Here is a 25,750-nt window from a genome sequence, read left to right as displayed (position 1 = left end):
TGCAACACGGGCCTTCATCCTTCGAGACGCCGCTGGCGCGGCTCCTCAGGATGAGGGGAAGCAGGTTGACTTGGGTCTCCCCAAGGGCGACAAGGCCCGCGTTCAATCGTGGGTCATTCGATGTCTGCCACCGATACCAATACCGTCGAGGCGCGCTGTGTGCGTCTCAATGCCAAGGCCGAGAACGCGGCGGCCATTACACCGGTTGTCGAGCGTCATGCGCTGACGCGCGGTCCGAATGATCTCCTGATCGAAGTCAAGGCAGCGGCCGTCAATCCATCCGACGTCAAGGCCGCGACCGGGCTGATGCCCTACGCCTTGTTCCCACGTACACCCGGCCGCGACTATGCGGGGCTGGTGATCGACGGTCCGGCCGGCACGGTCGGAAACGAGGTGTTCGGCTCCTCCGGTGATCTCGGTATCCGCCGTGACGGCACCCATGCCAGCCATCTCGTCGTCGAGGCCGATGCTGTCGTCGAGAAGCCGAAGACCGTGTCGTGGGAGGAGGCCGCCGGCATCGGCGTGCCCTTCGTCACCGCGATGGAAGGCTTTCGCCGCGCCGGCGTGCCGAAGAGCGGCGAGACTGTTCTGGTGCTCGGGGTCAACGGCAAGGTCGGCCAGGCCGCGGTGCAGATCGCGACGTGGCAGGGCGCGCGTGTCATCGGCGTGGTGCGCAAGGCCGAAGCCTATGAGGGCCATGCCAATGCGCCGATCGAGGTGATCGACGCCTCCGCGACAGATGTTGCGCTGCGCGTGCGCGAATTGACCGCCGGCAAGGGCACCGACATCGTTTTCAACACGGTTGGAGATCCTTACTTCCAGGCCGCGCACAAGTCGCTGGCACTTCGTGGCCGCCAGATCCTGATCGCCGCGATCGATCGCATCGTGCAGTTCAACATTCTCGAATTCTATCGCGGGCAGCACACCTATGTCGGCATCGACACGCTCGGGCTGTCGTCGGCCGCAACGGGCGCGGTGCTGCGCGATCTCGGCCCGGGCTTTGCGACCGGGCACCTGAAGCCGTTCCCGATCAAGGCGAATGCGATCTATCCGCTGGAGTGTGCGAAGGACGCCTATGCTGCCGTTGCAGGTTCGTCCCGCGACCGCGTGATCCTGAAGCCGTAACCCACAGTCATTGCGAGCGCCGCGAAGCAATCCAGAAATGCATCTGCGGAGACAGTCTGGATTGCTTCGCTGCGCTCGCAATGACGGAGAACGGCGAGAGGTCTGAGAACAATCGATGGAATCGTCCACTCAACTCGTCATCCTCGCCGGTCTCATCATCGGGCTTGTCTACGGCGCGGTCGGCCTGCTCAGCGGCTTCTGCCTGATGAGCAGCATGCGGGGCTGGCTCGCAGGGGGAGACGGACGCCTCGTGCGGACTTATGCGCTGGCGATCGCCGTTGCGATCGCCGCCAGTCAACTCCTCGCCGGCAGCGGAATGGTCGATCTCGGCAAGTCGATCTATCTGCAACAATCGTTTTCGGCGCCTGTGCTGTTCCTCGGCGGCCTGCTGTTCGGTTACGGCATGGTGCTGTCGAACGGCTGCGGCTCGCGTGCGCTGGTGCTGCTCGGCCGCGGCAATCTCCGCTCCTTCGTCGTCGTGATCGTGCTCGCCATGGCCGCGCAGATGACGCTTAAGGGCCTGATCGCACCGGCGCGCATTGCGCTGGTTCAGTCTTCGCAAGCCACGGTGAGCGCCAATTCGCTGCCGTCCTTGCTGGCGACGCTTGGTCTCGGCGATGCGGTCTCGCGCGCGCTGGCCGCCGCCCTGATAGCCGTTGCGCTGATCCTGTTCGCTTTCGCGCATCCGGCGTTCCGTCGCTCGCCGGGCCAGATCGCGGCGGGCCTCGTTGTCGGGCTGCTCGTTGCGGGAGGATGGTTCGTCACCGGCCATCTCGGTGCTGACGACTTCAACCCGGTTCCGGTGACCTCGCTGACCTTCATCGCGCCGATCGCGGACGCCCTGCAATACGTCATGCTCTCGACCGGCCTGACGCTGAACTTCGGCATCGCGACGGTCGCCGGCGTTTTCGCCGGCAGTCTGGTCACCGCTCTCGCCACGGGTCGCTTCCATCTCGAAGGCTATTCCTCGCCGCGCCACATGCTGCGCTCGGCCGGCGGCGCCGCGCTGATGGGGATCGGCGGCGTGATGGCATTCGGCTGCTCGGTCGGGCAGGGGCTCACCGGCGTATCGACGCTGGCCCTCGGTTCGTTTGTCGCGGTTGCCGGCATCCTGCTCGGTACGACGGCGGGCTTGCGCGGTAGCTTGCGCGTTCAGCCCCTCGCGGTGGCCTGACATCGCAGCAAGCGATCGCCCAGCGTCGCAAGGCCGATGCCGGTCACGATCAGCGCGGCCGCGATGACGAGGCTCTTGTCGATCGGTTCACCCAGCAAGATGGCCGCGCTGGCGATACCGACGAGCGGCGTTCCTGTGGTGCCGAGCGACGTCGTCAGCGCCGAGATGCTCTTGTTGACCATCGACATCGCCCAATAGGCCAGCGCCGTTCCGATCAGGCCGGAGTACAGGAACAGCAGGATGAGCTTCCGTGACAATTCCGCGTGAGGCAGGCCTTCCGTGATGAGTGCAGAGACTGTCAGCACGATGGTTGCCACGAGCACCTGCCAGATCAAGAGCTGGAGCGGAGACGCGATCCAACGATGCACGCGGATATAGATGATATTCGCCGCCCAGGAGATTGCGGCCAGGATGACCATGCCCGCACCCATCACGACGTTGGTATTGGTCCAGTCGATCGAAGTCGGGTTGAGGATGACGGCAAGGCCGATCAGCCCGAGCAATGCGCCAGCGAGTTTTGGCGCGGTCAACGTATCCTTCCCTAGCAGGGGCGCCGCGATCGCGACCCAGAGAGGCGTCGTATAGCCGAGCACGATGGCCTTGCTGGCGGGCAGAAAGCGCACACCGGCCGCAACCAGGACCGAGAATATCGTCATGTGCAGCAGCGCGACGCTGAGGACCACCGGAATGTCGCGGCGCTCCGGGATCACCAGATTGTTGCTTAGCCCGAGGATCACGAACAAGCCGGCCAGGGCGATCCAGCTCCGGATCGCCGAAGTCCACAGCGGCGGAAGAAACTGGACGAGCTGTTTCGTCACCGACCAGTTCACGCCCCAAGCCAGCACGACGATGAGAAACAGGCCGACGGCCGCGCGGGGTGACAGGGAGTTCATCGCAAGATCCTTGAAGCAGTTCTATCAGGCGGATAGCATCCGGAGTGGAACCTGAAAAAGTGCCAGATCGGAAAGGAAATAGGTGCCAGTTTCGGAAGGTGTGATCTCCGCCCTGATCGAGCTGAAGCGGACCGACGACGAGGGGCTGGTCGCGCAACTGACGAGTCAGCTGCGGGGCCTGATCGCGACCGGCCGTCTCGGCAAGGGGCGGGAGCTGCCTTCGAGCCGCCGGCTTGCGAGCGATCTCGGCGTCTCGCGCAATACCGTTACCTATGCCTTTGAGCAGCTCGCCGCCGAGGGATATATCGAGGCGTCGCACGGTCGTCGTCCCGTGGTCACGGTCGACGGCGGCCAACGTGTCGAAGGGGCTGGCGCCGTCGCGTCTGGCGCCCGCCCGGGCAAGCCGCGGCTCTCACCCTGGGCCTCAAAGCTCAAGCAGGCCGATTGGCCGATGTCCTATCAGGCTCCGTTCAAGCCGCTGCGTCCGGGGCATGGCGATGTCAGGGAGTTTCCGAACGAGGTCTGGGCGCGTTGCCTCCGTCGCGGCGCAGTGCAGGCAGCGCGGCGCGAGCTAGGATCGGTCAACCGGTTCCGCTTGCGCGAGGCGCTGGCGCAATATCTGGCGACCAGCAGAGGCGTCCGCGCCACGGCGGACCAGATCATGATCCTGCCGAGTGCACAGGCCGCGCTGACCCTGATTGCGGCCGCCGTCATCACGCCCGGCGACGAGGTCTGGGTCGAGGACCCCGGCTATCCCGGCGCGGCAGCCGCCTTCCGCGCGTCCGGTGCGAGGCTCACCGGTATCACGCTGGACGGGCAGGGCATGCAACGGCTGCCGGGCCTCGTCGCTCCGACGCTGATCTTCATGACGCCATCGCACCAGCACCCGACAGGGCGGTTGATGTCGCTGGCCCGGCGCACCGAATTTCTCAGCCTGAGCAGGCCGGGCAAGACCTGGATCGTGGAGGACGATTACGACGGTGAATTCCACTATGACAGCCGGCCGGTGCCGGCCCTGCAGGGGTTGGACGCCCATGGCCGCGTTTTCTATGTCGGCACGTTCTCGAAGGCGATGACCTCGGATATCCGGCTCGGCTATCTCGTCGTGCCGCCGGTGCTGGTCGGCACTTTCGAGGTCGCGCAACGGCATATCGGGTTGATCGCGTCCAGCCATATCCAGGAAGCGCTGGCCGAGTTCATTGCCGATGGGCATTTTCTGGCGCATCTGCGCCGGGTGCGCCGGCTCTATCACGCGCGCCGCGATCATCTCGTGGATGGACTGGAGCGCCATCTCGGCGACGTGCTTTCGGTCGAGGTTCCCTCGGGCGGCATCCAGCTCGTCGCACGCCTCAAGCGCGGTCGCACTGATCAGGCCGCGGTCAAGCGGCTGGGCGCGGCTGGCGTCGTGACGCGCGCGCTGTCCAGCCTGGCGCTGGACCGGCCGCGCGATCACGGCCTGCTGCTCGGCTTTGCGGCGTGGCGCGAGAGCGAGATTAGCGTAGCGGTGAAGACGATGGCATCGTGCTTCTAACTCGCTACTCGACGGCCTTGGTGACGATGCGGATCTCCGAGGTCAGCGTCCGGTGCACCGGACACTTGTCGGCTATCTCCATCAGCTTCTTGCGCTGCTCGGCATCGAGCGCGCCGTCCATCGCGATGTCGCGCTCGATCTGGTCGAGCATGCCCTCGCGCGTCTCGCACTCCTCGCAATCCCTGGCATAGATCTTGGAGTGCTTCAGTGTGACCGTGACGCGATCGAGCGGCAGCGACTTGCGTTCGGCATAGAGGCGCATGGTCATGGAGGTGCAGGCGCCCAGACCGGCGAGCAGAAGGTCATAGGGCCCAGGGCCTGCATCCTCACCGCCGGCTGTAACCGGCTCGTCCGCCACCAGGCGATGTGGACCGACGGTGATCGTCTGGTTGAACTTGCTCTTGCGGGTTTCCTGCACGACGACCTTACGCGGTTCGGCGAGATCGACCGGTTTCGCGGGCTTTGCCGCGTCGATGTAGCGGCTCGCCCAGGCCGCGATCACCTCGGCCGCATAGAGCGCGTCGGCCGGCTTGTTCAGGAGATGATCGGCGTGGTCGAGCGAGACGAAGCTCTTGGGATGTCTTGCCGCCACGAAAATCCTCGTCGCGTTGTCGATGCCGACGGTGTCGTCGACAGGGGACTGCATCACCAGCAGCGCCTTGTGCAGGCCGGTGACGTCCTTCATCAGCTCCTGCTCGGCGATGTCGTCGAGGAATTCGCGCTTGATCCGGAATGGACGCCCCGCGAGTGACACTTCGACCTCGCCCTGCGCGCGGATGGTGTCGAGATGCTCCCTGAACAGGCCGGTGACGTGAGCCGGATCGGACGGCGCCGCAATGGTCGCGACCGCTTTCGCTTCCGGGATCTTCCCGGCGGCCGCAAGGATCGCGGCGCCGCCGAGGCTGTGGCCGATCAGGATCGTCGGCGCCTCGCGTGTCGAACGCAGATGATCGGCGGCGCGCACGAGATCGGCGACATTGGAGGAGAACGTCGAATTGGCGAACTCGCCTTCACTGGAGCCGAGCCCGGTGAAGTCGAAGCGCAGCACCGCGATGCCCCGGGTGGCGAGCGCGACCGAGATGCGCTTGGCCGCCAGCGTGTCCTTGCCGCAGGTGAAGCAGTGCGCGAACAGTGCGTAGGCCGCGGGCTCGCCGTCCGGCAGCTCCAGCGCGGCCGCAAGTTGATGGCCGCTTTCACCGGTGAATTGGAAGCGTTCCGTCGGCATGGGCTCCCCCTCGTGTTTGCCTGGTCTAGTCGCCTGAATAACGTTGCTCGGCCCAGGGATCGCCGCGGTTATGATAGCCGCGGACCTCCCAGAAGCCCGGTGCGTCCTTGGTCACGAATTCGATGGCCTGGAGCCATTTCGCGCTCTTCCAGAAATACAGATGCGGCACGACGAGCCGCACCGGGCCGCCATGCTCGTCCGTCAGCGGCTGGCCCGACCAGCTATGGGCGAGCAGCGCGTCTTCTGCGGCAAAGTCTTCCAGCGCGAGATTGGTGGTGTAGCCGTCAGAAGAATGCAGCACGACGAAGCGGGCATCTTCGCGCGGCTGACAGGCCGCCAGCAGTTCGCGCGTGGCGAGACCTTCCCAAAGATTGTCGTAGCGCGACCACGTCGTCACGCAGTGGATGTCGGAGACGAACTGCTCCTGCTTCTGCGCGGTGAATTCGGCGAAGGTCCAGAACACGGGATTCTCGATCGCACCGTAGACATCGAGCCGCCAGCGCTCGCGGGACACCGGGGGCATGACGCCGAGATCGAGCACCGGCCAGTCCTTGGTGAGGTGCTGGCCGGGCGGCAGGCGCTGGTCCTCCGGACGCGTGATCTTGCCGGTGAGAAAGCGGCCTTCGCGCGCCCATTTCTCCTTGGTGCGCGTCAGCTTGCTGTCGGGCGGCTCGTTGTCGTCGGCCATGATCTACTCGTGAATGGGTTACTCGTGGCGATGCATTGCAGAGGCGTGCTTGGTGTCGCGCATGGTGGAATAGATGATCAGCGACAGGAAGATGATGCTGGCGAGATAGTAGTAGAACCACTCCTCGTGCCCGATGCTCTTGAAATAGAGTGCGATCGCCGGCGCCGTGCCGCCGAAGAGCGAAACCGTGATCGCATAGGGCAGGCCGACGCCGAGCGCGCGGACATTGGTCGGGAACAGCTCTGCCTTCACCACCGCGTTGATCGAGGTGTAGCCGGCGACGAACAGCCAGGCGCAGCAGATCAGGATGAACGCTATGAACGGCGACTTGGTCTCCTTCAGCGTCATCAGCAGCGGCACTGTCGCGAGCGTGCCGGCGACGCCGAAGAAAATTAGTAACGGCTTGCGGCCGATCTTGTCGGAGAGCGCGCCGTAGATCGGCTGGAGAATGGTCGCGAAGATCAAGGTGCCGAAGATCACGAATGTGGTCTGGTCCTCGGTCAGGCCCACCGAGAGCTTGACGAAGGTCTGCATGTAGGTGGTGAAGGTGTAGAACGCCGCGGTGCCGCCGGCGGTGAGGCCGACCACGAGCAGCAGCTCGCGCGGGTAGCGCAGCAGATTGGTGATCGAGCCGGTCGGCTTCACGACCTTCTTGGCTTCCTCGAAGGCCTCGGTCTCGTGCAGATTGCGCCGCATCACCGCGGCAAAGATCGCGAGCGCCGCGCCGATCGCAAACGGGATGCGCCAGCCCCAGGCCTTCAGCTCCTCGGGCGTCAGGAACACCTTCTGCAGGAGCAGCAGCACGATGATCGCGGTGAGCTGGCCGCCGATCAGCGTGACGTACTGGAAGCTCGAATAGAAGCCGCGGTGCTTGGGATCGGCGACTTCGCTGAGGTAAGTGGCGCTGGCGCCATATTCGCCGCCGAGGCTCAGGCCCTCGATGACGCGGGCGAGCGCCAGGATCACCGGCGCGGCGAAGCCGATCGTGGCGTAGGTCGGCGTCAGCGCGATGATCAGCGATCCGAAGCACATGAAGACGACCGACAGGGTCAGCGAGATCCGCCGCCCATAATGATCGGCGATATAGCCGAACAACCAGCCGCCCAGCGGACGCATCAGGAACGTCGCAGCGAACACAACGGCGACGTTCAATTGCTGGACGACGGGGTCGTTGCCGGGGAAGAAGGCGGGGGCGAAGTAGAGCGCGAACGCCGTATAGGCATAGAAGTCGTACCATTCGACGAGGTTGCCGATCGAGCCGATGAAGATCGCCTTGATCCGGCGCTCGGCGTCGGCAATGTCGATGTGGTCGGAGGCCGGTTTGATTGCTTGCTCAGTCACGTCCGGCCTTTCGGTATCGCTGTTTGGAAAGGCCTACATCGCCTTTCCCAACAGAAATGGCAACTGGCGGGGGCCTCTCACCGTGCCCTGCGACCAGGTCACGGTGCCTGCCGGATCGAGCCGGAAGTCAGGAATCCGCTTCAGCCATTCCTCCAGCGCAACCTGCATCTCCATGCGCGCAAGGTTGGAACCGACGCAGCGGTGAATGCCGAGGCCGAAAGCGGCATGGCGATTCTCGCGGCGGTCGATCACGACTTTGTCAGCGTCCGGAAACACCTTGGGATCGCGGTTCGCGGCGGGGAACGACAGCAGCACCATGTTGCCCGCCTTGACCGGGCATCCCGAGATCGTGGTCTCCTTGACCACCTCGCGCGCCATCGTCACCGGCGAATAGGCCCGCAGCAGTTCCTCCACCGCGATCGGGATCAACCCGGGCTCGGCGATCAGGCGCTCGCGGTCGGCGGGCGTCCGGGCGAGGTGCCAGAGCGAGGAGCCGATCGCGCTCCAGGTGGTGTCGATGCCCGCGATCAGCAGCAGCCGCAATGAGCCCAGCACGTGGGACTCTTCCAGCGGCTGGCCTTCCTTGTCCTTGGCATTCATCAGGTAGGAGATGAGATCGTCGGTCGGCTTGGATCTGCGCTCCTCGATATGCGTCCTGAAATAGGCGCTCATCTCCTGCACGGCCTGGAGCAGCTTGCTCTCGTCCTTAATGCCGAGCTCCAGGATCATGTGGATCCAGTTGATGAAGAGATCGCTGTCGGACTCGGGAATGCCGAGCATATGGGCGATGGCCCGGACCGGGATGTATTTGGCGTAGCGCGCCGCCGCGTCGACCTTGCCGTCGGCGATGAAGCCGTCGATCAGTTCATTGCAGATCGCGCGCATCCGCGGCTCCAGCTTCTTCATCGCATCGGGCGTGAACGGCGGCAGCAGCAATTGCTTGGCCGGCTTGTGCACGGGCGGATCGGACGTGATCGGCGGCGCCGCGTTCCTGGCGACCTCGGGCCGCACGTCGCGGACGATGATCCGGCGCGAGGAGAAATGCTCGGTGTCGTTGGCGATCTCGCGCACCGCCTCGTAGGTCGTCGGCATGTAGCAGCCGAGGAAACGCTCGGTATGCACGACCGGGCTCGCGGCGCGCAGCTCGTCCCAGATCGGAAAGGGATCTTCGGTCCACTGCGGATCGGTGTGGTCGAAATCATGGACCCAGTCGGTCACGGGCGGATGGGCGGCGGGCTGGCTGACGTCGGACATATCAGGAAAATCCCTTGGGCTCGTGTTCGCTGATGGCGTGCAAGCGGGCGCAGGCCGCGCTACTCCTCGATCACATCGATTGCGATTTCCGGACAGTTCGATTTGGCAAGCCAGGCCTTGTCTTCAAGACCCGGAGAAACGATGCCGTCCCCGGCCTCATGGGCGTTGCCGTATTCGTCGAGCTCGAACAGCTCGGGCGCGAGCGCCTTGCAGCGGGCATGGCCCTGGCATTTGTCGGGATCGACGTGAACCCTCAGTCGCTCAGTCATGGCGGCTTCCTCGGTCGTGTGCGCGGACCCCGAAGGGCGGCGCGCGTTCCCCATATGGTTTTATTCTAAGTTATATCCTATTACATTCGTGGCAGGCTTTCCCTGTCAAGCGCAAACTTATAGGCTCGCGCGCAACATGCGCTCACAACTTGCCCGCAAGCCGGAGAATACCTACCACCATGGCGATCTCCGCGACGCCCTGATCAAGGCCGCGCTGCGCGAGGCGGAGCAGGGTGGGGCGGAAGCGATCAGCATCAAGGCGCTGGCGAAACAACTCGGTGTCTCGCAGCCGGCGCCATATCGGCACTTTGCCGATCGTGATGCACTGCTAACTGCGGTGACGGCGGAGGCGTTCCGGCAGCTTAGCGCACTTCTGCGCGAGGCGATGGCAAAACCGTCGAAGCAGTCGAAGCTGTCACGGCTGGCGCAGGCGACGCTCGAATTCGGCTTGCGCCGCAATGGCATCTACCGCTTGATGTTTGCCTCGCGCACGGTGTCCCGCGCCGCCAAGGGCAGCGAGTTGCACGAGGCTACGCGTGAGACGTTCGCGCTGGTGATCGAGGCGCTGGAAGCGCCGGCGGTGGGATTTTTGCGCGAGCGGCAAGCGCTCAAGATCTGGGCGGCGCTGCACGGCGTGGTGATGCTGGCCGAGCAGGGCCTGTTCACCGGCGAAGCCGCACATGCCACGCGCGAGGAGCTGGTCGAGGATTTCGTCAGCGAGACAAAGGCGGCGCTCGCGTTGGCGATCAAAGATGCGCAGCGGCGGAAAAAGACCGGCGCCTAGGCCTTCGCTTTCAGCAGTCTCATCAACTTGTCGACAGCGCTGTCCGGGGTCGTGACGACCGGGCGGCCGGTGGCCTCCGCGACCAGCGGCGCCGTCGCAGCGATGCTGAACTGCGCGAGAGCAATGACATCGCAATCGCGTAAGTCTTTCGATGCTTCGACAATCAGCCGGTCGTGTGTGGCACGGTCGCCGCGGTCGAGCGCGGCCAACGCGCCGTCGGCGAGTTTCGGTACGACCTGAACGGATACCGGAAACTCCGGCGGCATCGAGGCCAGCGTCGGTGGGAACGTCGAGAGCAGGCCAATCCGCTTGCCCATCGTTACCGCCCGCTCGATCATGGCCTCGTTTGGCTTGAGCACCGGCATTGGCGCATGCGCGCGCGCGACCGCATCGATGCAGGGGCCGAAGGCCGAGCAGGTGAACAGGATCCCGTCCGCACCGGTGGCCGCCGCATAATCGCCGAGCGCAAGGAAGCGCCCGGTCATGGCGTCGTTGAGCGCGCCGTCACGCGCCAGATCCGCCGAGAGGCTGTCGTCGAGCAGGTTCATCAGCCGCGCCTGTGGCCAGGCCTTCGCGAACGCCGCCTCGATCGGGGCGATGGAGTGCTTGAGCGCGTGGATGAGGGCGATGCGCATTCGGTAGCTGCTTCTTCTCCCTCGCCCCGCTTGCGGGGAGAGGGTTGGGGTGAGGGGGAGTCTCCGCGAGGACGGTGAGAGTTGGACTCGTGGAGAATCCCCCTCACCCGGATTGCGCCGGACGATGCTTCGCATCGCCGAGGCAATCCGACCTCTCCCCGCAGGCGGGGAGAGGTGAACTCCTTACTTGAACGGCACCGCGTACATCAAGCCGCCCTTGCTCCAGAGGCCGTTGAGGCCGCGCTCGAGCTTGAGCGGGCTTCCCTTGCCGACATTGCGCTCGAAGATCTCGCCGTAATTGCCCGTCGCCTTGATCGCCGTCACCAGCCATTTGTTGTCGAGCCCCAGCCGCGAGCCGAGGTCGCCGGAGGCCCCTAACAGCCGCTGGATCGCTGGCGTCTGCGACTTTGCCATCTCGTCGACATTGGCTTGGGTAACGCCGAGCTCCTCGGCCTCGATCAGGCCGTAATGCAGCCAGGTGATGATGTCGCTCCAGACTTCGTCACCGTTGCGAGTGAAGGGTCCGAGCGGCTCCTTGCTGATGGTCTGCGGCAGCACGATATAGTCCGCCGCGTTCGGCGCCGCCGTCGTCACCGCACCGGCGAGCGCGGAGGCGTCCTGGGTCATGGCATCGCAGCGGCCGCCGAAGAAGGTCTGGTACATGGTGTCGATGCGGTCGAACACCAGCGGCTTCCAGTCGATACCGTTGGCGCGGCCGTAATCGCCGAGCGTGACTTCATGCGTGGTGCCCTGCGCGACGCAGACGGTGGCGCCCTTGAGATCCTTGATCTCCTTCACGCCAAGATCCTTCTTCACGACAAAGCCCTGGCCGTCGTAGAAGTTGACCGGGCCCTGCCGCAGGCCCAGCGTGACACCGCGCAGATAAGTCTGTGTCGAGTTGCGGTAGAGCACGTCGATCTCGCCGGATTGCAGCGCGGTGAAGCGGTTCTGCGCGGTCAGCGAGACGTACTTTACTTTCGTCGCATCGCCGAGCACGCCGGCTGCAAGTGCGCGGCAATAATCGACGTCGAGTCCCTTGTAATTGCCTTGCGAGTCCGGCGCCGAGAAACCGGCAAAGCCGGCGCTGACGCCGCACACCAGCGTGCCGCGGCTCTTGACCGTGTCGAGCGTCGCTGCCGACGCTGCAACCGTCGATGCGGCGAACACGCCTGCCGCGATAACCAATTTCCTCATCGTGATACTCCCCTCAATGATTGACACTGCGCAAAACGTTGTCGACGGCCGTGCCGAGCTTGTCGACGATCAGGTCGATCTCCTCCGCGGAGACGATATAGGGCGGTGCCAGCAACACGTGGTCGCCGCGCACGCCGTCGACGGTACCGCCGCCGGGATAGCAACCGAGCCCGTTGGCGAATGCTTCCGCCTTGATCTTCTGGTTCAGCTTGAGCGCCGGATCGAACGAGGTGCGGCTGGCGCGATCCGCGACGAGCTCGATCGCCCAGAACAGCCCGCGCCCCCTGATATCGCCGATGTGACGGTGGTTGCCGAAGCGCTCGGTCAGCCGCTGTTCGAGCTGCCTGCCACGCTCCTTGACCCGATCGAGCAGGCCGTCCTCATGGATCACATCCTGCACCGCGAGCGCGGCCGCGCAAGCGAGGGGATGCGCGAGGTAAGTATGGCCGTGTTGGAAAGCGCCCGAGCCCGCGCGGATGGTGTCGATGACCTTGCCGCTCGCAAGCATCGCCCCGATCGGCTGATAGCCGCCACCGAGTCCCTTTGCGATGGCCTGGATGTCGGGGGCAACGCCCTCCTGCTCCCAGGCATGCGTCGTGCCGGTGCGGCCCATGCCGCACATGACTTCGTCGAGAATGAGCAACGCGCCGTGCCGGTCGCAGATCTCGCGCACCGCCTTGAAGTAGCCCTCTGGCGCCGTCACCGCGCCGGCGGTGGCGCCGACGACGGGCTCGGCGAGGAACGCCGCGACGGTGTCGGGCCCAAGCCGCTGAAATTCGGCTTCGAGCTCGGCCGCGAGCCGCGCCACGAACTGCGCGTCCGACTCGCCCTCGTGCTTCTCGTGGTAGGCAAAGGCCGGCGTCACGTGGCTGAAGGCGGTCGAGAGCAGCGGCGCATAGGGCGCACGGCGCCAGGCATTGCCACCGGCAGCGAGCGCGCCGAGCGTATTGCCGTGATAGCTCTGCCGCCGGGCGATGAAGTGCTGCCGCTGCGGCTCGCCGCGCTCGATAAAATACTGTCGCGCGAGCTTGATGCTGGCCTCGATCGCCTCCGATCCGCCGCTGACGAAATAGGCGTAGGCGAGACCGCCGGGCTCGTGCCCGACGAGCCGCTCGGCCAGCGCCTCGGCTGGCTCGGACGAGAAGAAGGCGGTGTGGGCATAGGCGAGCGTCGAGGCCTGCTTCGCCATCGCCGCGATCACGCGCGGATGCTGGTGGCCGAGACAGGAGACCGCCGCGCCGCCGGACGCGTCGATCACCCGCCGGCCGTCCTCGGCGAAGAGATAGATTCCTTCGCCGCCGATCGCCTTGGGCGGCGTCTCACGCAACGAGCGATGCAGCACGCGGCTGGTGTGAGCGGCCATGGGGTCAACCTTTCTCTGAGATATAGGTGGAGGCTGCAGCGAGCCGCGCCTCGGTGTTTTCCAGACGCTTCTTTGCGGCTGTGCCGCCGAGCGAGAACGTCACCGCGGCCAGCGACTGCGCGATAGCGATGGCCCCGGTGAGGCTGGGGAAGAAGCCGGGCGACGAGGCCGCTTCGAACAGCAGCACGTGGTCGGCGCCTTCGGCCATCGGTGCGGAGGGGCTGTCGGCGATTGCGATCAGCGTCGCGCCGACCCGATAGGCGGCTTGTGCCGCGCGGACGCTCGCATGCGTGTAGGGCACGAAGCCGATGACGATGACGGCCTCGCCGGGCCTGAAAGCGCCGAGATCGAGATCGTCAGGGCCGGACGCGCCGACGAGCTGCACCTGTTCGGGACGGAACAGCCGCAGCTCGTAGTTCAGCAGCTCCGCGACGCTGCGGCAGCTTCGATAGCCGGTGATCCAGATCCGTTTGGCATCGTGCAGCGCGCGGGCAGCCTCCACGATCGGTTGGGCCGGGATACGCGGAAGCCCGGCGGCTTCGGCCGCGAGCTTGTCGGTGACGAGCGCCACGTCGGCGTGCGGCCCGTTGCGGCGGCCCTTGGCGCGGCCGGAGAAGGGGGAAATCTGCGACGGCCGCCGCGCCTCGGTCAGCGCGGCGCGCAATTCGTCCCAGCCGGAATAGCCTATCGCTTTCGCGAGGCGCGTGAATGCGGCGGGATCGGCGCCGGCGACGGCGGCGAGATCGCGCATCGAACGGGTGGTGGCGTCGTAATCATTGGCGGCGACGAAGCGGCCGACCTCCTGCAAGCGCAGGGGGAGCGACGGCAGCGCAATGCGCAGTTCGCTCAGCGGCGAGGATTTCGCGGGCTCGTCCATGAAACATTTGTTGCATGGAATAATATTTGGTGCAACAGTTGACGTGCGCCGCCGGAAATCGCTGTTTTCGAGAAGGATTTTTGTGCTGTGACATCGGATGATCCCAGACCGCCGCCGCGCCGTCGTCTCGCTGCCGCGCTTGGGCCGAACGCGTTGAAGGGCCTGTTCTGGCAGGTGCTGGTGGTCGGGATCGCGGTCGCGGTCATCGCCTTCCTCTGGTCCAACACCGTCACCAACCTCTCGGCCCGCCGCATCGCCACAGGCTTTGCGTTTCTCGGCCGCGAAGCCGGCATGCCGATCGCTGACAGCCTGCTCGCCTACAATCCGAGAGATAGCTATCTTTGGGCTTTCGTCGTCGGCATCGCCAATACCTTACGCGTCGCCGTGATCGGCATCGTGCTCGCGACCGTCCTCGGTACGCTGATCGGCATCTCGCGGTTGTCGGCGAACTGGCTGCTGTCGCGACTTGCCGCGGTCTATGTCGAAACCCTGCGTGATATCCCGCTGCTGCTCCAGCTCCTGTTCTGGTACGTGCTGATGCAGGCGCTACCGGCCGCGCGTGCGGCGTGGCGACCGGTCGAGGGCGTATTCCTGTCAAATCGCGGCCTGATCCTGCCCGCGATCCCGGTTGGCTCGCCGCAGCTCTGGGTGATTGGAACGGCGGTGCTCGGGCTTGCCGTGTTCTATCTCATCCGGCGCTGGCAGATCGCGCAGCAGATAAATGACGGCAAGCCGCGGCCGGCCTGGCCGTTTGCGGTCGGTCTGATCGTCGCACTGCCGGTGCTGGTATCCGTGCTGCTCGGCGTGTCCTGGACGATCGAGTGGCCTGCGTTGCGCGGCTTCAATTTCGTCGGCGGGCTGACGCTCGCGCCGGAATATTTCGCGCTGCTGCTTGCGCTGGTGACTTACACCTCGGCCTTCATCGCCGAGATCGTGCGCAGCGGCATCCAGTCGGTACCGCGCGGGCAGTGGGATGCCGCCAATGCGCTCGGCCTGCGCCGCAGCTTCATGCTGCGGCAGATCATCCTGCCGCAGGCTTTGCGTGTCATCGTGCCGCCGATGACGAGCCAGTATCTCAACCTGACCAAGAACTCCTCGCTCGCTGTCGCGATCGGTTACCAGGATGTGGTCTCGATCGCCAACACCACGCTGAACCAGACCGGGCAGCCGATCGAGGCGATCGCGCTGATCATGGCGGTATTCCTGACCATCAGCCTTTCGATCAGCTTCTTCATGAACTGGTACAATTCGCGCATCGCGCTGGTGGAGCGCTGATCATGACCGCGATCACCGACATTCCGGACGCACCGCGCGCGGCCCGCCGTCCCCAGATCGGCAACCCGGTGCTGCGCTGGCTCCGCACCAATCTGTTCTCGTCGATCCCGAACGGCATCCTCTCGGTGGTGCTGCTGGCAGTGCTTGGGAAAGGCATCTTCAGTTTCGTGCAGTGGGGCATCGCCAACGCGGTCTGGCTGACGCCGGCCAACGATTCCAGCGCCTGCCGCGCCGTCCGCGGCGTCGGTGCCTGCTGGGCAATCATTCCCGAGAAATATCGCTTCATCCTGTTCGGCACCTATCCGTTCGACGAGCAGTGGCGGCCAGCGCTGTCTGTGCTGGTCTTCATCGCGCTGTACTACGTCTCCACGCGACGCGCTTTGTGGCGGCGCGAGCTTGCCTATCTCTGGATCGGCGCGCTGGCGCTGATCAGCGTGCTGATGTGGGGCGGCGTGTTCGGGCTCAGCTTCGTCTCGCAGGATCGCTGGGGCGGGTTGCCGGTGACGCTGATCCTGGCAACATTCGGTTTGGCGTTCGGCTTTCCGCTCGGCGTCCTCGTTGCGCTCGGCCGGCGCTCGAATTTGCCGGCGATCCGCTCGCTCAGCGTGCTCTATGTCGAGCTGATCCGCGGCGTCCCGTTGGTGAGCCTGTTGTTCATGGCGAGCGTCATGTTTCCGCTGTTCATGCCGAACGGCTTCAACATCGACAAGCTCCTGCGTGCGCAGATCGCGATCATCCTGTTCGCGGGGGCCTATCTTGCGGAAGTCATCCGCGGCGGGCTTCAGGCCGTGCCGCGCGGACAATATGAGGCCGCCGATGCGCTGGGGCTGTCCTATTGGCGCAAGCACCGGCTGATCGTCCTGCCGCAGGCGATCCGCCACGTCATTCCGCCGCTGGTCAACACCTTCATCGCCTTCTTCAAGGACACCAGCCTCGTGCTGATCATCGGCATCTTCGACCTGCTGACGACGGCGAAGACCGCCATCATCGATCCCGGATGGCAGCAATTCTCGGTCGAGGTCTACATCTTCGTCGCCGCGATCTATTTCATGTTTTGCTTTGCGATGTCGCGCTACAGCCGGAGTCTGGAAGCGACCGGCGGAAGGTGAGGCTCCGCGTGTGCCGGACAAGGTTCAGCGCGCAAGCGCTGTGCCGCCGAGCCGGAACCCAGGGATGTACTGGAAGTCTTGGAGACATGGGCCCCGACTCTGCAGCGCACCGCTGAAGAAGCGCTGCGCTGCGTCCGGGGCACGAGACGGCTAATTCTTCACCCGCGGATCGATCGGCGTCGTGCCGCGCACGCCCAGAATATCCTCCAGCACCTTAGCGCCGGCTATGACTTGCGCATCCGCGCGCGGCGCGCCGACCACCTGCATGCCGACCGGCAGGCCCGAGGCGGTGAAACCGCAGGGCAGCGACAGCGCGGGACAGCAGGCCAGCGTGATGGCGTAGACGATGCCGAGCCATTCGACGTAATTGTCGAACCGCTTGCCGGCGCATTCGGCGACGTAGCGGTGCTCGATCGGGAAGGGCGGCACGATCGTCGTCGGCACCAGCAGCAGATCGTAGGTCTTGAAGAACTCGATCGCGCGCGCGGTCATGTCGACGCGCTGGGCTTCGGCACGCGCGAGCTGCTCGACGGTGAGCTTGAGGCCTTCTTCGATGTTCCAGATCACCTCGGGCTTGAGCAGGTCGCGCTTGGTCCGCAGCAGATTGGCCTTGGTGATCGCGAAATCGAAGGCACGAAGCACGTGGAAGCATTCATGCGCCTCGCGCCAATCCGGATGTGCCTCCTCGACGATGGCGCCGGCTTCCGCGAAGCGTTCGGCGGCCTTGCGTGTGATCGCCTTCACCTCGGGATCAACAGGCGTGATGCCGAGATCGGGCGAATAGGCGATGCGCTTGGGCTTCCTGGCCGAGCGCGCCGCGGACAGGAACGAGGTCGCAGGCGCCGGCAGCGACAGCGGATCGGCCGCGTAGTCGCCGCTCATGGCATCCAGCAGCAGTGCGAGATCCTCGACGTTGCGCGCCATCGGGCCGAGGACACCGAGATTGCGGTCGATCGCCGATTTCGGCGTATGTGCGACCCGGCCGATGCTGGGCCGCATCCCGGCGATGCCGCAGAAAGCCGCCGGGCTGCGCAAGCTGCCGCCCATGTCCGAGCCCTGCGCGAGCCAGGCCATGCCGGTGGCCAGCGCCACAGCGGCGCCGCCGGAGGAGCCTGCCGCCGATTTCGACGTATCCCAGGGATTGAGGGTGGCGCCGAACACTTCGTTGAAAGTGTTGGCCCCGGCGCCGAATTCCGGCGTGTTTGATTTGGCGTAGACGACCGCGCCATTGGCCTCGAGGTTCTCGACCACGATGTCGGACTTCGCGGCGATGCTGTCCTTGAAGATCGGCGAGCCCTGCGTGGTCAGCACGCCCGCAACGTCGGTCAGGTCCTTGATCGGCACCGGGAGGCCCGCGAGCAACCCGCGTGCGCCGGCCGGCTTCTGCATCAATGCCTTGGCGCTGTCCCGCGCGCGATCGAAGCACAGCGTCGGCAGCGCGTTGACCTTGCCGTCGACCTCACCGATGCGCTTCTCCAGCGCATCCAGCAGCTCGAGCGGTGAGACGTCGCCGGAGCGCAGCTTGTCGACGACGGTGCAGGCCGTTTCGCGGATCAGGTCTTGAGACAACGATCTTACTCCTGTGCTTATTGTGTCGTCGTTGCGAGCGCAGCGAAGCAATCCAGTCTGTCGCCGCGGGAGCATTTCTGGATTGCTTCGCTGCGCTCGCAATGACCGTGAAACTAACCCCAGCCTGCGCTGATGCCGCCATCCACCGTGTAGATGACCCCGGATGTATAGCCGGCGCGATCCGACGCCAGGAACGCCATCAGATCGCCGATCTCGCGCGCATGCGCGGGGCGGCCGAGCGGCAGGCTCTTCTGGAATTCCTTGTAGCGGCTCTCGTCGCCGAACTGGTGCTTTGCACGCGTCTTGAGCAGGCTGACGTGGCGGTCGGTACCAACAGGGCCGGGATTGATGCCGACCACGCGGATGTTGTCGGCAAGGCTCTTGCCGCCGAGGGCGCGGGTGAACGCCATCAGCGCGGCATTGCCGGCGCTGCCGCAGATGTAGTTGGCGTCGAATTTCTCGCCGGCTGCCCCGATGTCGTTGACGATCACGCCGCCGCCCTTGGCCTTCATCTGCGCGTAGATGTGCCGCGTGAGGTTGATATAGCCGAACACTTTCAATTCCCAGGCGTGCCGCCAGGCCTCCTCGTCGATCTTGTCGATGGAGCCGCCGGGGATGTCGCCGGCGTTGTTGACGAGCACGTCGATGTCGGAAGCCTCCCTGGCGAGTCGCGCCACGTCCTCGGGTTTGCGCAAGTCCACGACGCTCATCGCCGCGTCAATCTGGTGTGCCGAGCGCAGGCGGTCGGCCAGCGCCTTGAGCGCGTCGCCGCTGCGGGCAGCAAGCAGGAGGTGAGCGCCTTCCTCGGCGAACGCCTCGGCGGCGGCTGCGCCGATGCCCTTGGAGGCGCCCGTGATCAGGACACGCTTGCCACGCAGATGCAGATCCATGAGGGGTACTCGCTTGGTGGGAACAGGATGAAATCAGTAGGCGTTCGGCCGCGCCACGGTCAACATTGCAGTGCAGCGTTGCACCGTCGGCGACTTTGGTCCATTGCATTGCGGTCAAAAAGGCGGCGGCTGCCGACCAACCAGGGACGTTCTCGATGAGCAAGAAGCAATACCGGATCGCAGTCATTCCCGGCGACGGCATCGGCAAGGAAGTGATGCCGGAGGGCCTGCGCGTTTTGGAGGCGGCGGCAAAGAAGCATGGGGTGTCCCTGCATTTCGACCATTTCGACTTCTCGTCCTGGGACTATTACGAGAAGCACGGCCAGATGATGCCGGACGACTGGAAGGAGAAGATCGGCAAGCACGATGCGATCTATTTCGGCGCGGTCGGCTGGCCGGCGAAAATCCCCGACCATGTCTCGCTGTGGGGTTCGCTGATCAAATTCCGCCGCGAGTTCGATCAGTATGTGAATCTGCGCCCGGTGCGGCTGATGCCCGGCGTGCCGTCACCGCTGGCGGGCCGCAAGCCGGGCGATATCGACTTTTGGGTGGTGCGCGAAAACACCGAAGGCGAGTATTCGTCCGTCGGCGGCCGCATGTTCCCGGACACCGACCGTGAGTTCGTCACCCAGCAGACCGTGATGACCCGCGTGGGCGTCGACCGCATCCTGAAGTTCGCCTTTGAGCTCGCGCAGTCGCGGCCGAAGAAGCACTTGACATCGGCCACCAAGTCGAACGGCATCTCCATCACCATGCCCTATTGGGACGAGCGCGTGGAGGCGATGGCGAAGAAGTACCCAGGCGTGAAGTGGGACAAGTACCACATCGACATTCTCACCGCGAACTTCGTGCTGCATCCGGACTGGTTCGATGTCGTGGTCGGCTCGAACCTGTTCGGCGATATCCTCTCCGATCTCGGTCCTGCCTGCACCGGCACCATCGGCATCGCGCCCTCCGGCAACATCAACCCCGAAGGCAATTTCCCGTCGGTGTTCGAGCCGGTGCACGGCTCGGCGCCTGACATAGCAGGGCAGGGCATCGCCAACCCGATCGGTGCGATCTGGTCGGGCGCGATGATGCTCGAGCATCTCGGCGAGAAGGTCGCTGGCAAATCGATCGTGGACGCGATCGAGCGCACGCTCGCCGAACGCACGCTCCGCACGAAGGACCTCGGCGGCAACGCCGACACGACGGCGTGCGGCAAGGCGGTTGCGGAGATGGTGGACTAAGACGCGCTATCAACCGCAGTGTCGTCCCGGCGAACGCCGGGACCCATACCGCGGAATCTATCGAGCGTATTCGGCACGAGTACCGAACGACGAGTCTTCGCCAAACCACTTCTTGTGGCTATGGGTCCCGGCGTTCGCCGGGACGACACGGGTTGTAATGGCTCAGCCCGCGATCTTCTCGATCGCCGCCTGATCCAGCCCGAACTTCTTCCCGGCCTCCAGAATCTCCTGCCAGGTGGTCGGATCGACCGGAATGCCTTCGGCCAGGCGCTTCTTCTTGGTCTCGCGCTCGGGCTCGCCGGCGATCTTGACCCTGTCGACGCCCGCGGCGGGCGGCGAGCCGGTGTGCCAGGCGACGAAGCCCTCGACCTCGCGCGCGAGGTTCTCGGCGGTGCCGAGCTTGCCTGGGTCGATGACGATCGAGAGCATGCCGTTGAGGACGTTGTGCTTGCCGTCGGACGGGCCCTTGACCGCCTGTCCGCCCGAGAGCGCGCCGCCGAGGATTTCACACACCAGCGCGAGCCCCGAACCCTTGTGCTCGCCGAACGGCAGGATGGCGCCGTGCGGCGGAATCACGGTGTAGCGCGGATTGGTGGTCGGTTTGCCTTCATTGTCGATGATGGTGCCGGGCTCGAGTTCGACGCCCTTGTTGTGGGCGACGCGGGTCTTGCCCTGCGCGATCCTGCTGGTGGCGAAGTCGAGCACGATCGGGTCCTTGCCCTTGCGCGGGATGCCGACGCAGAACGGGTTGGTGCCGTGGCGCGCATCGCTGCCGCCCCAGGGCGCCACGATCGGGCGTGAGATCACGTTGACGAAGTGGATCGAGACCAGCCCGTGATCGATGCATTGCTCGGCCCAGTGGCCGATGCGACCGATGTGGTGCGAGTTGGAGAGGCCGACCAGGCACACGCCGTTCTGCTTGGCGCGCTCGGCCGCCAGCTCCATCGCCTCATGACCGATCACCTGGCCGTAGCCGGTGAGGCCGTCGAGGGTGAGAAGCGGACCGGTGTCGAGCACGGTCTTGACGTGCGCGTTCACGGCGAGGCCGCCGTTGACGACGCTCTGGACGTAGCGCGGAATCATGCCGACGCCGTGCGAGTCGTGGCCCTTGAGGTTGGCCTCGACCAGATTGGTGGAGACGAGTTCGGCTTCGCGGTCCGAGGACCCGCCCGCCTTGACGATGGCGCGGATGGCGTTGGTGAGCGGCTCAGCCTTGATGGTGCGATAGTCGGCCATTGTTGTTGCTCTTATCCTTTCACGATCCTGCGGCAGTGGATCCATGCCGCTTCAATCAGGTTCTCGCTGGCTTCCGGCGTGCGGAAGGCGGAATGCGCCGACAGCGTCACGTTCGGCAGCTTCGTCAGCGGGTGATCGCCGGGCAGGGGCTCGATGTTGAAGACGTCGAGGCCGGCATGGCGGATGTGGCCGGACTTCAGCGCGTCAATCATCGCCTGCTCGTCGACCACTGCGGCACGCGCCGTGTTGATGAGGATGACGCCCGGTTTCATCGCAAAGATCTTCTCGCGCGTGATCATGCCGCGCGTCTCGTCGTTGAGCAGCAGATGCAGCGACACGACGTCGCTCGTCGCCAGCACCGTATCGAGATCGGTGAACGTGACGCCCGGATGCCTCTTCGGCGAACGGTTCCAAGCGATCACATTCATACCGCTGCCGGACGCGATGCGCGCAACTTCAGCCGCGATGCCGCCGAAGCCGATCAGGCCGAGCGTCTTGCCGGTGAGCTGCATGCCGTCCTCGCGCAGCCAGTTGCCGGCGCGCATTTCGCGGTCCATCATCGCGATGACGCGGGCCGAGGCCCACATCAGCGCGATCGCGGATTCCGCGACCGCCGTGTCGCCATAGCCCTTGATCAGATGCACGGAGATGCCGAGCTCGGCGAGCTCTTCCGGATTCATGTAGCTGCGCGCGCCGGTGCCGAGGAACACGACGTGCTTGAGGCCCGCACATTTCTTCGCGACCTCGGTCGGCAGCGCGGTGTGATCGACGATCGCGATCTCCGCGCCGTCGAGGATCTCGGGATATTGCTCGGGCTTGATATCGGGATCCCGGTGAATCCGCACCTTTGGATCGCCGGGCTTCTCCAGCCGCTCCATGATCACGGCGAGGGCTTCGTTGGCGTCGACGAAAACTCCCTGCATGGCTCTCTCCGGTCAGGACGCGACGCCGGCGATCGCCAGCACGGTGTGCATGAGGACGTTGGTGCCCGCGGCACAGTCGGGCTGCGTGGCGTCCTCCAGCTCGTTGTGGCTGATGCCGTCCTTGCAAGGCACGAACACCATCGCTGCCGGCATGATCGTGTTGAGGTTGCAGGCGTCGTGACCGGCGCCGGAGGTGATGCGGCGGGAGGAATAACCGAGCGTCTTCGCAGCGTTCTCGACCGCCGCGATCAGCTTGGGATCGAAATGCGTCGGCGGCTTGCGCCAGACCAGATCGATCTTGACCTCGACCTTGCGGCGCGCGGCGATCTCGGCGATTGCCGCACGAAGATCGCGATCCAGCGCATCCATGATCGCGCCGTCAGCACTGCGGCAATCCATGGTGAAGGCTATCTCGCCGGGAATGACGTTGCGCGAGGGATTTGCGATCACGGCCTCGCCGATGGTGCCGACCGCGTTCGGCCCGTGCTTCTTCGCAATGGCCTCCATCGCCAGCACGATCTCCGACAGCGTTGCCAGCGCGTCGCGCCGCAGCGGCATCGGGGTCGAGCCGGCATGGCTCTCGAAGCCGGAAATCTTGCCGTCGTACCACAGCACGCCCTGGCCGGAATCGACCACGCCGATGGTCTTGTCTTCGGCCTCGAGGATCGGGCCTTGCTCGATGTGCAGCTCGACGAAACATCCGAGCTTCTGGAAACCGACCGGCTTGTCGCCGCGATAACCGATGCTGTCGAGCGCCTGGCCGACAGTGGTGCCCTCGACGTCCTTGCGCGACAAAATATCGTCGGTGGTGAAATCGCCGACGTAGGCCGCGGAGGCCATCATGGCAGGCGCGAAGCGCGAGCCTTCCTCGTTGGTCCAGTTGACGATGCAGATCGGCGCGTCGGTCTCGATGCCGGCGTCGTTCAGCGTGCGGATCACCTCCAGCGCGCCGAGCGTTCCCAGGATGCCGTCATATTTGCCGCCGGTCGGCTGCGTGTCGAGATGCGAGCCGATGCCGACGGGCAGCTTCGACATGTCGCGGCCCTTGCGCAGGCCGAACTGCGAGCCGAGCGCATCGACATGCACTTCGAGACCGGCGTCCTCGCAGGCCTTGCGGAACCAGTCGCGCACCTGCTTGTCTTCGCTGCTCAGCGTCAGCCGCCGCACGCCGCCCTTGGCCGTCCCGCCGAATTTCGCGGTCTCGTGAATGGAGCCCCAGAGGCGGGCGGAATCGATTTGCAGATTGGTGGCGGCTCGGCTCATGCGGTCGGTCTCTCGATTATCCGGCGCCTTTTTCAATGACGCGCCAGCGCGGGCTCGTCAACCGCGAGGCTGCTCTGCGCAATCTGCCGTGCGAGCTCGGCGACGCGCTCCACCGCGACGACGTCGGGCGAGGCGAGCCAGCTTGCGGTGAATGTCAGCGGTGCGATTGCGAGATCGGTGTCGAGCAGTTGCAACCGCCCATCGGCGAGCTCGTTCTCGACAATGGCATCGGGGATCACGGCGATACCGAGCCCTTCGACGGCCATGTGGATGACGGTGGCGAGCGACGCCGAGGCATGCAGGCGGATCGGTGGCAGTTCCGGCCGGTCGAACACCTCGCGCACGACCTCGTAAGGCTTGGTCTTGCGCGGAAAGGTGATGATCGGAAACCGCGCGAGCTCCGCCGGCGTGACCCGGCCCTTGCCGAGCCCGAGCGAGGGGCTCGCAAGGAAGCCGATCGGATAATCGGCGAGCAGGCGATTATGCACGCCGGAGGCCGACAGCGGTCCCACGACGAAGGCCAGCTCGATTTCCTGCGCGAGCAGGCGGGCGGTGAGGTTCGGCGTGATGTCGACCTCGATCTCCAGCGACAGGTTCGGATAGACCTCGTTCATGCTCTTCACCAGGCGCGGCAGCCAGGTGTGCACGATGGTCTCGGCGACGCCGAGCCGCATCACGCCGCGCATCGCGGAGCGGTCGCCGACCTCGGCCACCATCGCGGCACGCAGGCCGATCAGCTTTTCGGCATAGACCATCATCTGCCGGCCGCTCGGTGTCGGCGAGGCGACGCGATGGTCGCGGTTGAGGAGCTTGACGCCCATCTCGCGCTCGAGCTGGGCGATGCGCTGGGAGATTGCCGGCTGGGTGGTATTGAGCCGTGCTGCGGCGCCGCGAAAGCTCCCGAGCTTCACAACCCATAGGAATGTCTCGATCGACCTGAAGTCCAGCATTGGAAGGATTTCCCCGATCGATAAATCTAATTTATCAAGATCGATTAGAAAGGAAGATTAGACTTTATAGCACGCTTGGTGTTGGCTGTCTTTGTCGAGTTTATAGGCAGGTCGATCAAATGACTGTTTTGGTGGCAGCGCAGCAAACTGAAACACCCGACACCCTCCCGAGCCGCCAGGCGCGGCTCGCCTATCGAGGCGGCCAGGTGGGCTCCACGGCTGGTGTCGCTCCCGGCTTCGTCCAGGGCAATCTGGCGATCCTGCCCGCGGAATATGCCAGCGCCTTTCACCGCTTCTGCCAGCTCAATCCCAAGCCGTGCCCGATCATCGGCATGTCCGATGTCGGAAGCCCGCACATCCCCGCGCTCGGCGCCGACCTGGACATCCGCACCGACGTGCCGCGCTATCGCGTCTGGCGCCACGGTGAGGTGGTCGAGGAGCCGACCGACGTGACCAGATACTGGCGCGACGATCTCGTGACCTTCGTGCTCGGCTGCTCCTTCTCGTTCGAGGAGGCGCTGCTCGACGAGGGCATGCCGATCCGCCATATCGAGCAGAACGTGCGGGTGCCGATGTATCGCACCAACATCGCCTGCGGCGAGGCCGGTCCGTTCGCCGGCCCCATGGTGGTGTCGATGCGCCCCTTCAAACCGGCCGATGCGATCCGCGCGGTGCAGATCACCTCGCGCTATCCCGCCGTGCACGGCGCGCCGGTGCATCTCGGCCATCCGCACCTGATCGGCATCAAGGACATCGCCAAGCCGGATTACGGCGATCCGGTGCCGGTCGCCGACGACGAGATCCCGGTGTTCTGGGCCTGCGGCGTGACACCGCAATCGGTCATCAATGCCGCCAAGGTCCCGTTCGCGATCACGCATTCGCCTGGCCTTATGCTGGTGACGGATCTGAAGAACAGGAACATGGCCGTGATTTAGTAGGCAGCTTTTGCTGCT

General features: G+C 65.1%; 24 protein-coding genes. 8 read left to right on the top strand and 16 right to left on the bottom strand.

The window, feature by feature from the left end:
- The first annotated feature begins 120 nt into the window (after positions 1-120).
- Positions 121-1,125 (top strand): quinone oxidoreductase family protein, encoded by a 1,005-nt coding sequence (locus FNV92_RS25540; protein ID WP_143844046.1) that lies wholly within the window; start codon positions 121-123, stop codon positions 1,123-1,125.
- 115 nt (positions 1,126-1,240) lie between these two features.
- Positions 1,241-2,299 (top strand): YeeE/YedE family protein, encoded by a 1,059-nt coding sequence (locus FNV92_RS25535; RefSeq protein WP_143844047.1) that lies wholly within the window; start codon positions 1,241-1,243, stop codon positions 2,297-2,299.
- On the opposite strand, the gene FNV92_RS25530 is transcribed toward FNV92_RS25535, so the two are convergent.
- A complete protein-coding gene (locus FNV92_RS25530; RefSeq protein WP_143844048.1) occupies positions 2,278-3,192 on the bottom strand; it encodes a DMT family transporter in 915 nt (304 codons plus the stop codon). The two genes, FNV92_RS25535 and FNV92_RS25530, sit on opposite strands and share 22 nt — an antisense overlap.
- An 82-nt stretch (positions 3,193-3,274) precedes the next feature.
- On the opposite strand from FNV92_RS25530, the gene pdxR reads away from it, so the two are divergent.
- Positions 3,275-4,723 (top strand): MocR-like pyridoxine biosynthesis transcription factor PdxR, encoded by a 1,449-nt coding sequence (gene pdxR, locus FNV92_RS25525; protein WP_143844049.1) that lies wholly within the window; start codon positions 3,275-3,277, stop codon positions 4,721-4,723.
- A gap of 4 nt (positions 4,724-4,727) precedes the next feature.
- On the opposite strand, the gene FNV92_RS25520 is transcribed toward pdxR, so the two are convergent.
- The 5 genes from FNV92_RS25520 to FNV92_RS25500 are packed head-to-tail and all read right to left on the bottom strand — an operon-like array spanning position 4,728 to position 9,500.
- Positions 4,728-5,948, bottom strand: coding sequence for a bifunctional alpha/beta hydrolase/OsmC family protein (locus tag FNV92_RS25520; RefSeq protein ID WP_143844050.1), 1,221 nt, complete (start codon positions 5,946-5,948; stop codon positions 4,728-4,730).
- Positions 5,949-5,973: 25 nt separating this feature from the next.
- Positions 5,974-6,636, bottom strand: coding sequence for a sulfite oxidase-like oxidoreductase (locus tag FNV92_RS25515; RefSeq protein WP_143844051.1), 663 nt, complete (start codon positions 6,634-6,636; stop codon positions 5,974-5,976).
- Positions 6,637-6,654: 18 nt separating this feature from the next.
- On the bottom strand, positions 6,655-7,977 hold the full coding sequence (locus FNV92_RS25510; protein ID WP_143844052.1) for an MFS transporter: 1,323 nt from the start codon (positions 7,975-7,977) through the stop codon (positions 6,655-6,657).
- Positions 7,978-8,010: 33 nt separating this feature from the next.
- Entirely contained in the window at positions 8,011-9,231 is a 1,221-nt protein-coding gene (locus FNV92_RS25505) for a cytochrome P450 (protein ID WP_143844053.1), read from the bottom strand.
- Positions 9,232-9,290: 59 nt separating this feature from the next.
- Entirely contained in the window at positions 9,291-9,500 is a 210-nt protein-coding gene (locus tag FNV92_RS25500; protein WP_143844054.1) for a ferredoxin, read from the bottom strand.
- 136 nt (positions 9,501-9,636) lie between these two features.
- On the opposite strand from FNV92_RS25500, the gene FNV92_RS25495 reads away from it, so the two are divergent.
- A complete protein-coding gene (locus FNV92_RS25495) occupies positions 9,637-10,284 on the top strand; it encodes a TetR/AcrR family transcriptional regulator (RefSeq protein ID WP_143844055.1) in 648 nt (215 codons plus the stop codon).
- Here FNV92_RS25495 and FNV92_RS25490 read toward each other — a convergent pair.
- The 4 genes from FNV92_RS25490 to FNV92_RS25475 form a co-directional block, all read right to left on the bottom strand.
- Positions 10,281-10,919 carry an aspartate/glutamate racemase family protein gene (locus tag FNV92_RS25490; RefSeq protein ID WP_143844056.1) on the bottom strand — a complete coding sequence of 213 codons (639 nt, stop codon included), beginning with the start codon at positions 10,917-10,919 and terminating at the stop codon, positions 10,281-10,283. The genes FNV92_RS25495 and FNV92_RS25490 overlap by 4 nt on opposite strands.
- A 183-nt stretch (positions 10,920-11,102) precedes the next feature.
- Positions 11,103-12,113: an amino acid ABC transporter substrate-binding protein gene (locus FNV92_RS25485; protein ID WP_143844058.1), complete on the bottom strand. Its 1,011-nt coding sequence runs from the start codon at positions 12,111-12,113 to the stop codon at positions 11,103-11,105.
- Positions 12,114-12,126: 13 nt separating this feature from the next.
- Positions 12,127-13,476, bottom strand: a complete 1,350-nt coding sequence (locus FNV92_RS25480; RefSeq protein ID WP_143844059.1) for an aspartate aminotransferase family protein — start codon at positions 13,474-13,476, stop codon at positions 12,127-12,129.
- A 4-nt stretch (positions 13,477-13,480) separates the two neighbouring features.
- The gene (locus FNV92_RS25475; RefSeq protein WP_143844060.1) at positions 13,481-14,353 is read right to left on the bottom strand and encodes a MurR/RpiR family transcriptional regulator; all 873 of its coding nucleotides are present in this window, start codon (positions 14,351-14,353) and stop codon (positions 13,481-13,483) included.
- Between the two features lie 87 nt (positions 14,354-14,440).
- On the opposite strand from FNV92_RS25475, the gene FNV92_RS25470 reads away from it, so the two are divergent.
- Together FNV92_RS25470 and FNV92_RS25465 are read left to right on the top strand one after the other, a co-directional pair.
- Positions 14,441-15,628 (top strand): amino acid ABC transporter permease, encoded by a 1,188-nt coding sequence (locus FNV92_RS25470; RefSeq protein WP_143844061.1) that lies wholly within the window; start codon positions 14,441-14,443, stop codon positions 15,626-15,628.
- A gap of 2 nt (positions 15,629-15,630) precedes the next feature.
- Positions 15,631-16,737, top strand: a complete 1,107-nt coding sequence (locus FNV92_RS25465; protein WP_015687572.1) for an amino acid ABC transporter permease — start codon at positions 15,631-15,633, stop codon at positions 16,735-16,737.
- Between the two features lie 150 nt (positions 16,738-16,887).
- Here FNV92_RS25465 and FNV92_RS25460 read toward each other — a convergent pair whose 3' ends face one another.
- The gene (locus FNV92_RS25460; RefSeq protein ID WP_143844062.1) at positions 16,888-18,306 is read right to left on the bottom strand and encodes an amidase; all 1,419 of its coding nucleotides are present in this window, start codon (positions 18,304-18,306) and stop codon (positions 16,888-16,890) included.
- Between the two features lie 113 nt (positions 18,307-18,419).
- Complete coding sequence (locus FNV92_RS25455) at positions 18,420-19,196, bottom strand: SDR family oxidoreductase (protein ID WP_143844063.1); 777 nt, start codon at positions 19,194-19,196, stop codon at positions 18,420-18,422.
- Positions 19,197-19,351: 155 nt separating this feature from the next.
- On the opposite strand from FNV92_RS25455, the gene FNV92_RS25450 reads away from it, so the two are divergent.
- Positions 19,352-20,425 (top strand): tartrate dehydrogenase, encoded by a 1,074-nt coding sequence (locus FNV92_RS25450; RefSeq protein WP_015687569.1) that lies wholly within the window; start codon positions 19,352-19,354, stop codon positions 20,423-20,425.
- A 162-nt stretch (positions 20,426-20,587) separates the two neighbouring features.
- Here FNV92_RS25450 and FNV92_RS25445 read toward each other — a convergent pair whose 3' ends face one another.
- The 4 genes from FNV92_RS25445 to FNV92_RS25430 are packed head-to-tail and all read right to left on the bottom strand — an operon-like array spanning position 20,588 to position 24,797.
- Positions 20,588-21,661 carry a malate/lactate/ureidoglycolate dehydrogenase gene (locus FNV92_RS25445; protein WP_143844064.1) on the bottom strand — a complete coding sequence of 358 codons (1,074 nt, stop codon included), beginning with the start codon at positions 21,659-21,661 and terminating at the stop codon, positions 20,588-20,590.
- Between the two features lie 11 nt (positions 21,662-21,672).
- Positions 21,673-22,584, bottom strand: coding sequence for an NAD(P)-dependent oxidoreductase (locus FNV92_RS25440; protein WP_143844065.1), 912 nt, complete (start codon positions 22,582-22,584; stop codon positions 21,673-21,675).
- A 12-nt stretch (positions 22,585-22,596) separates the two neighbouring features.
- Positions 22,597-23,847, bottom strand: coding sequence for a Zn-dependent hydrolase (locus FNV92_RS25435; protein ID WP_143844066.1), 1,251 nt, complete (start codon positions 23,845-23,847; stop codon positions 22,597-22,599).
- 32 nt (positions 23,848-23,879) lie between these two features.
- Positions 23,880-24,797: a LysR family transcriptional regulator gene (locus FNV92_RS25430; RefSeq protein WP_015687565.1), complete on the bottom strand. Its 918-nt coding sequence runs from the start codon at positions 24,795-24,797 to the stop codon at positions 23,880-23,882.
- A gap of 119 nt (positions 24,798-24,916) precedes the next feature.
- Between FNV92_RS25430 and FNV92_RS25425 the strand changes: the two genes are divergently transcribed.
- The gene (locus tag FNV92_RS25425; RefSeq protein WP_143844067.1) at positions 24,917-25,732 is read left to right on the top strand and encodes a putative hydro-lyase; all 816 of its coding nucleotides are present in this window, start codon (positions 24,917-24,919) and stop codon (positions 25,730-25,732) included.
- The last annotated feature ends 18 nt before the right edge of the window (positions 25,733-25,750 follow it).

The organism is Bradyrhizobium cosmicum (genome assembly GCF_007290395.2).
Classification (GTDB): domain Bacteria; phylum Pseudomonadota; class Alphaproteobacteria; order Rhizobiales; family Xanthobacteraceae; genus Bradyrhizobium; species Bradyrhizobium cosmicum.
The sequence above is the reverse complement of the archived record's forward strand: the minus strand, read 5'-3'. Positions and strand labels throughout refer to the sequence as shown.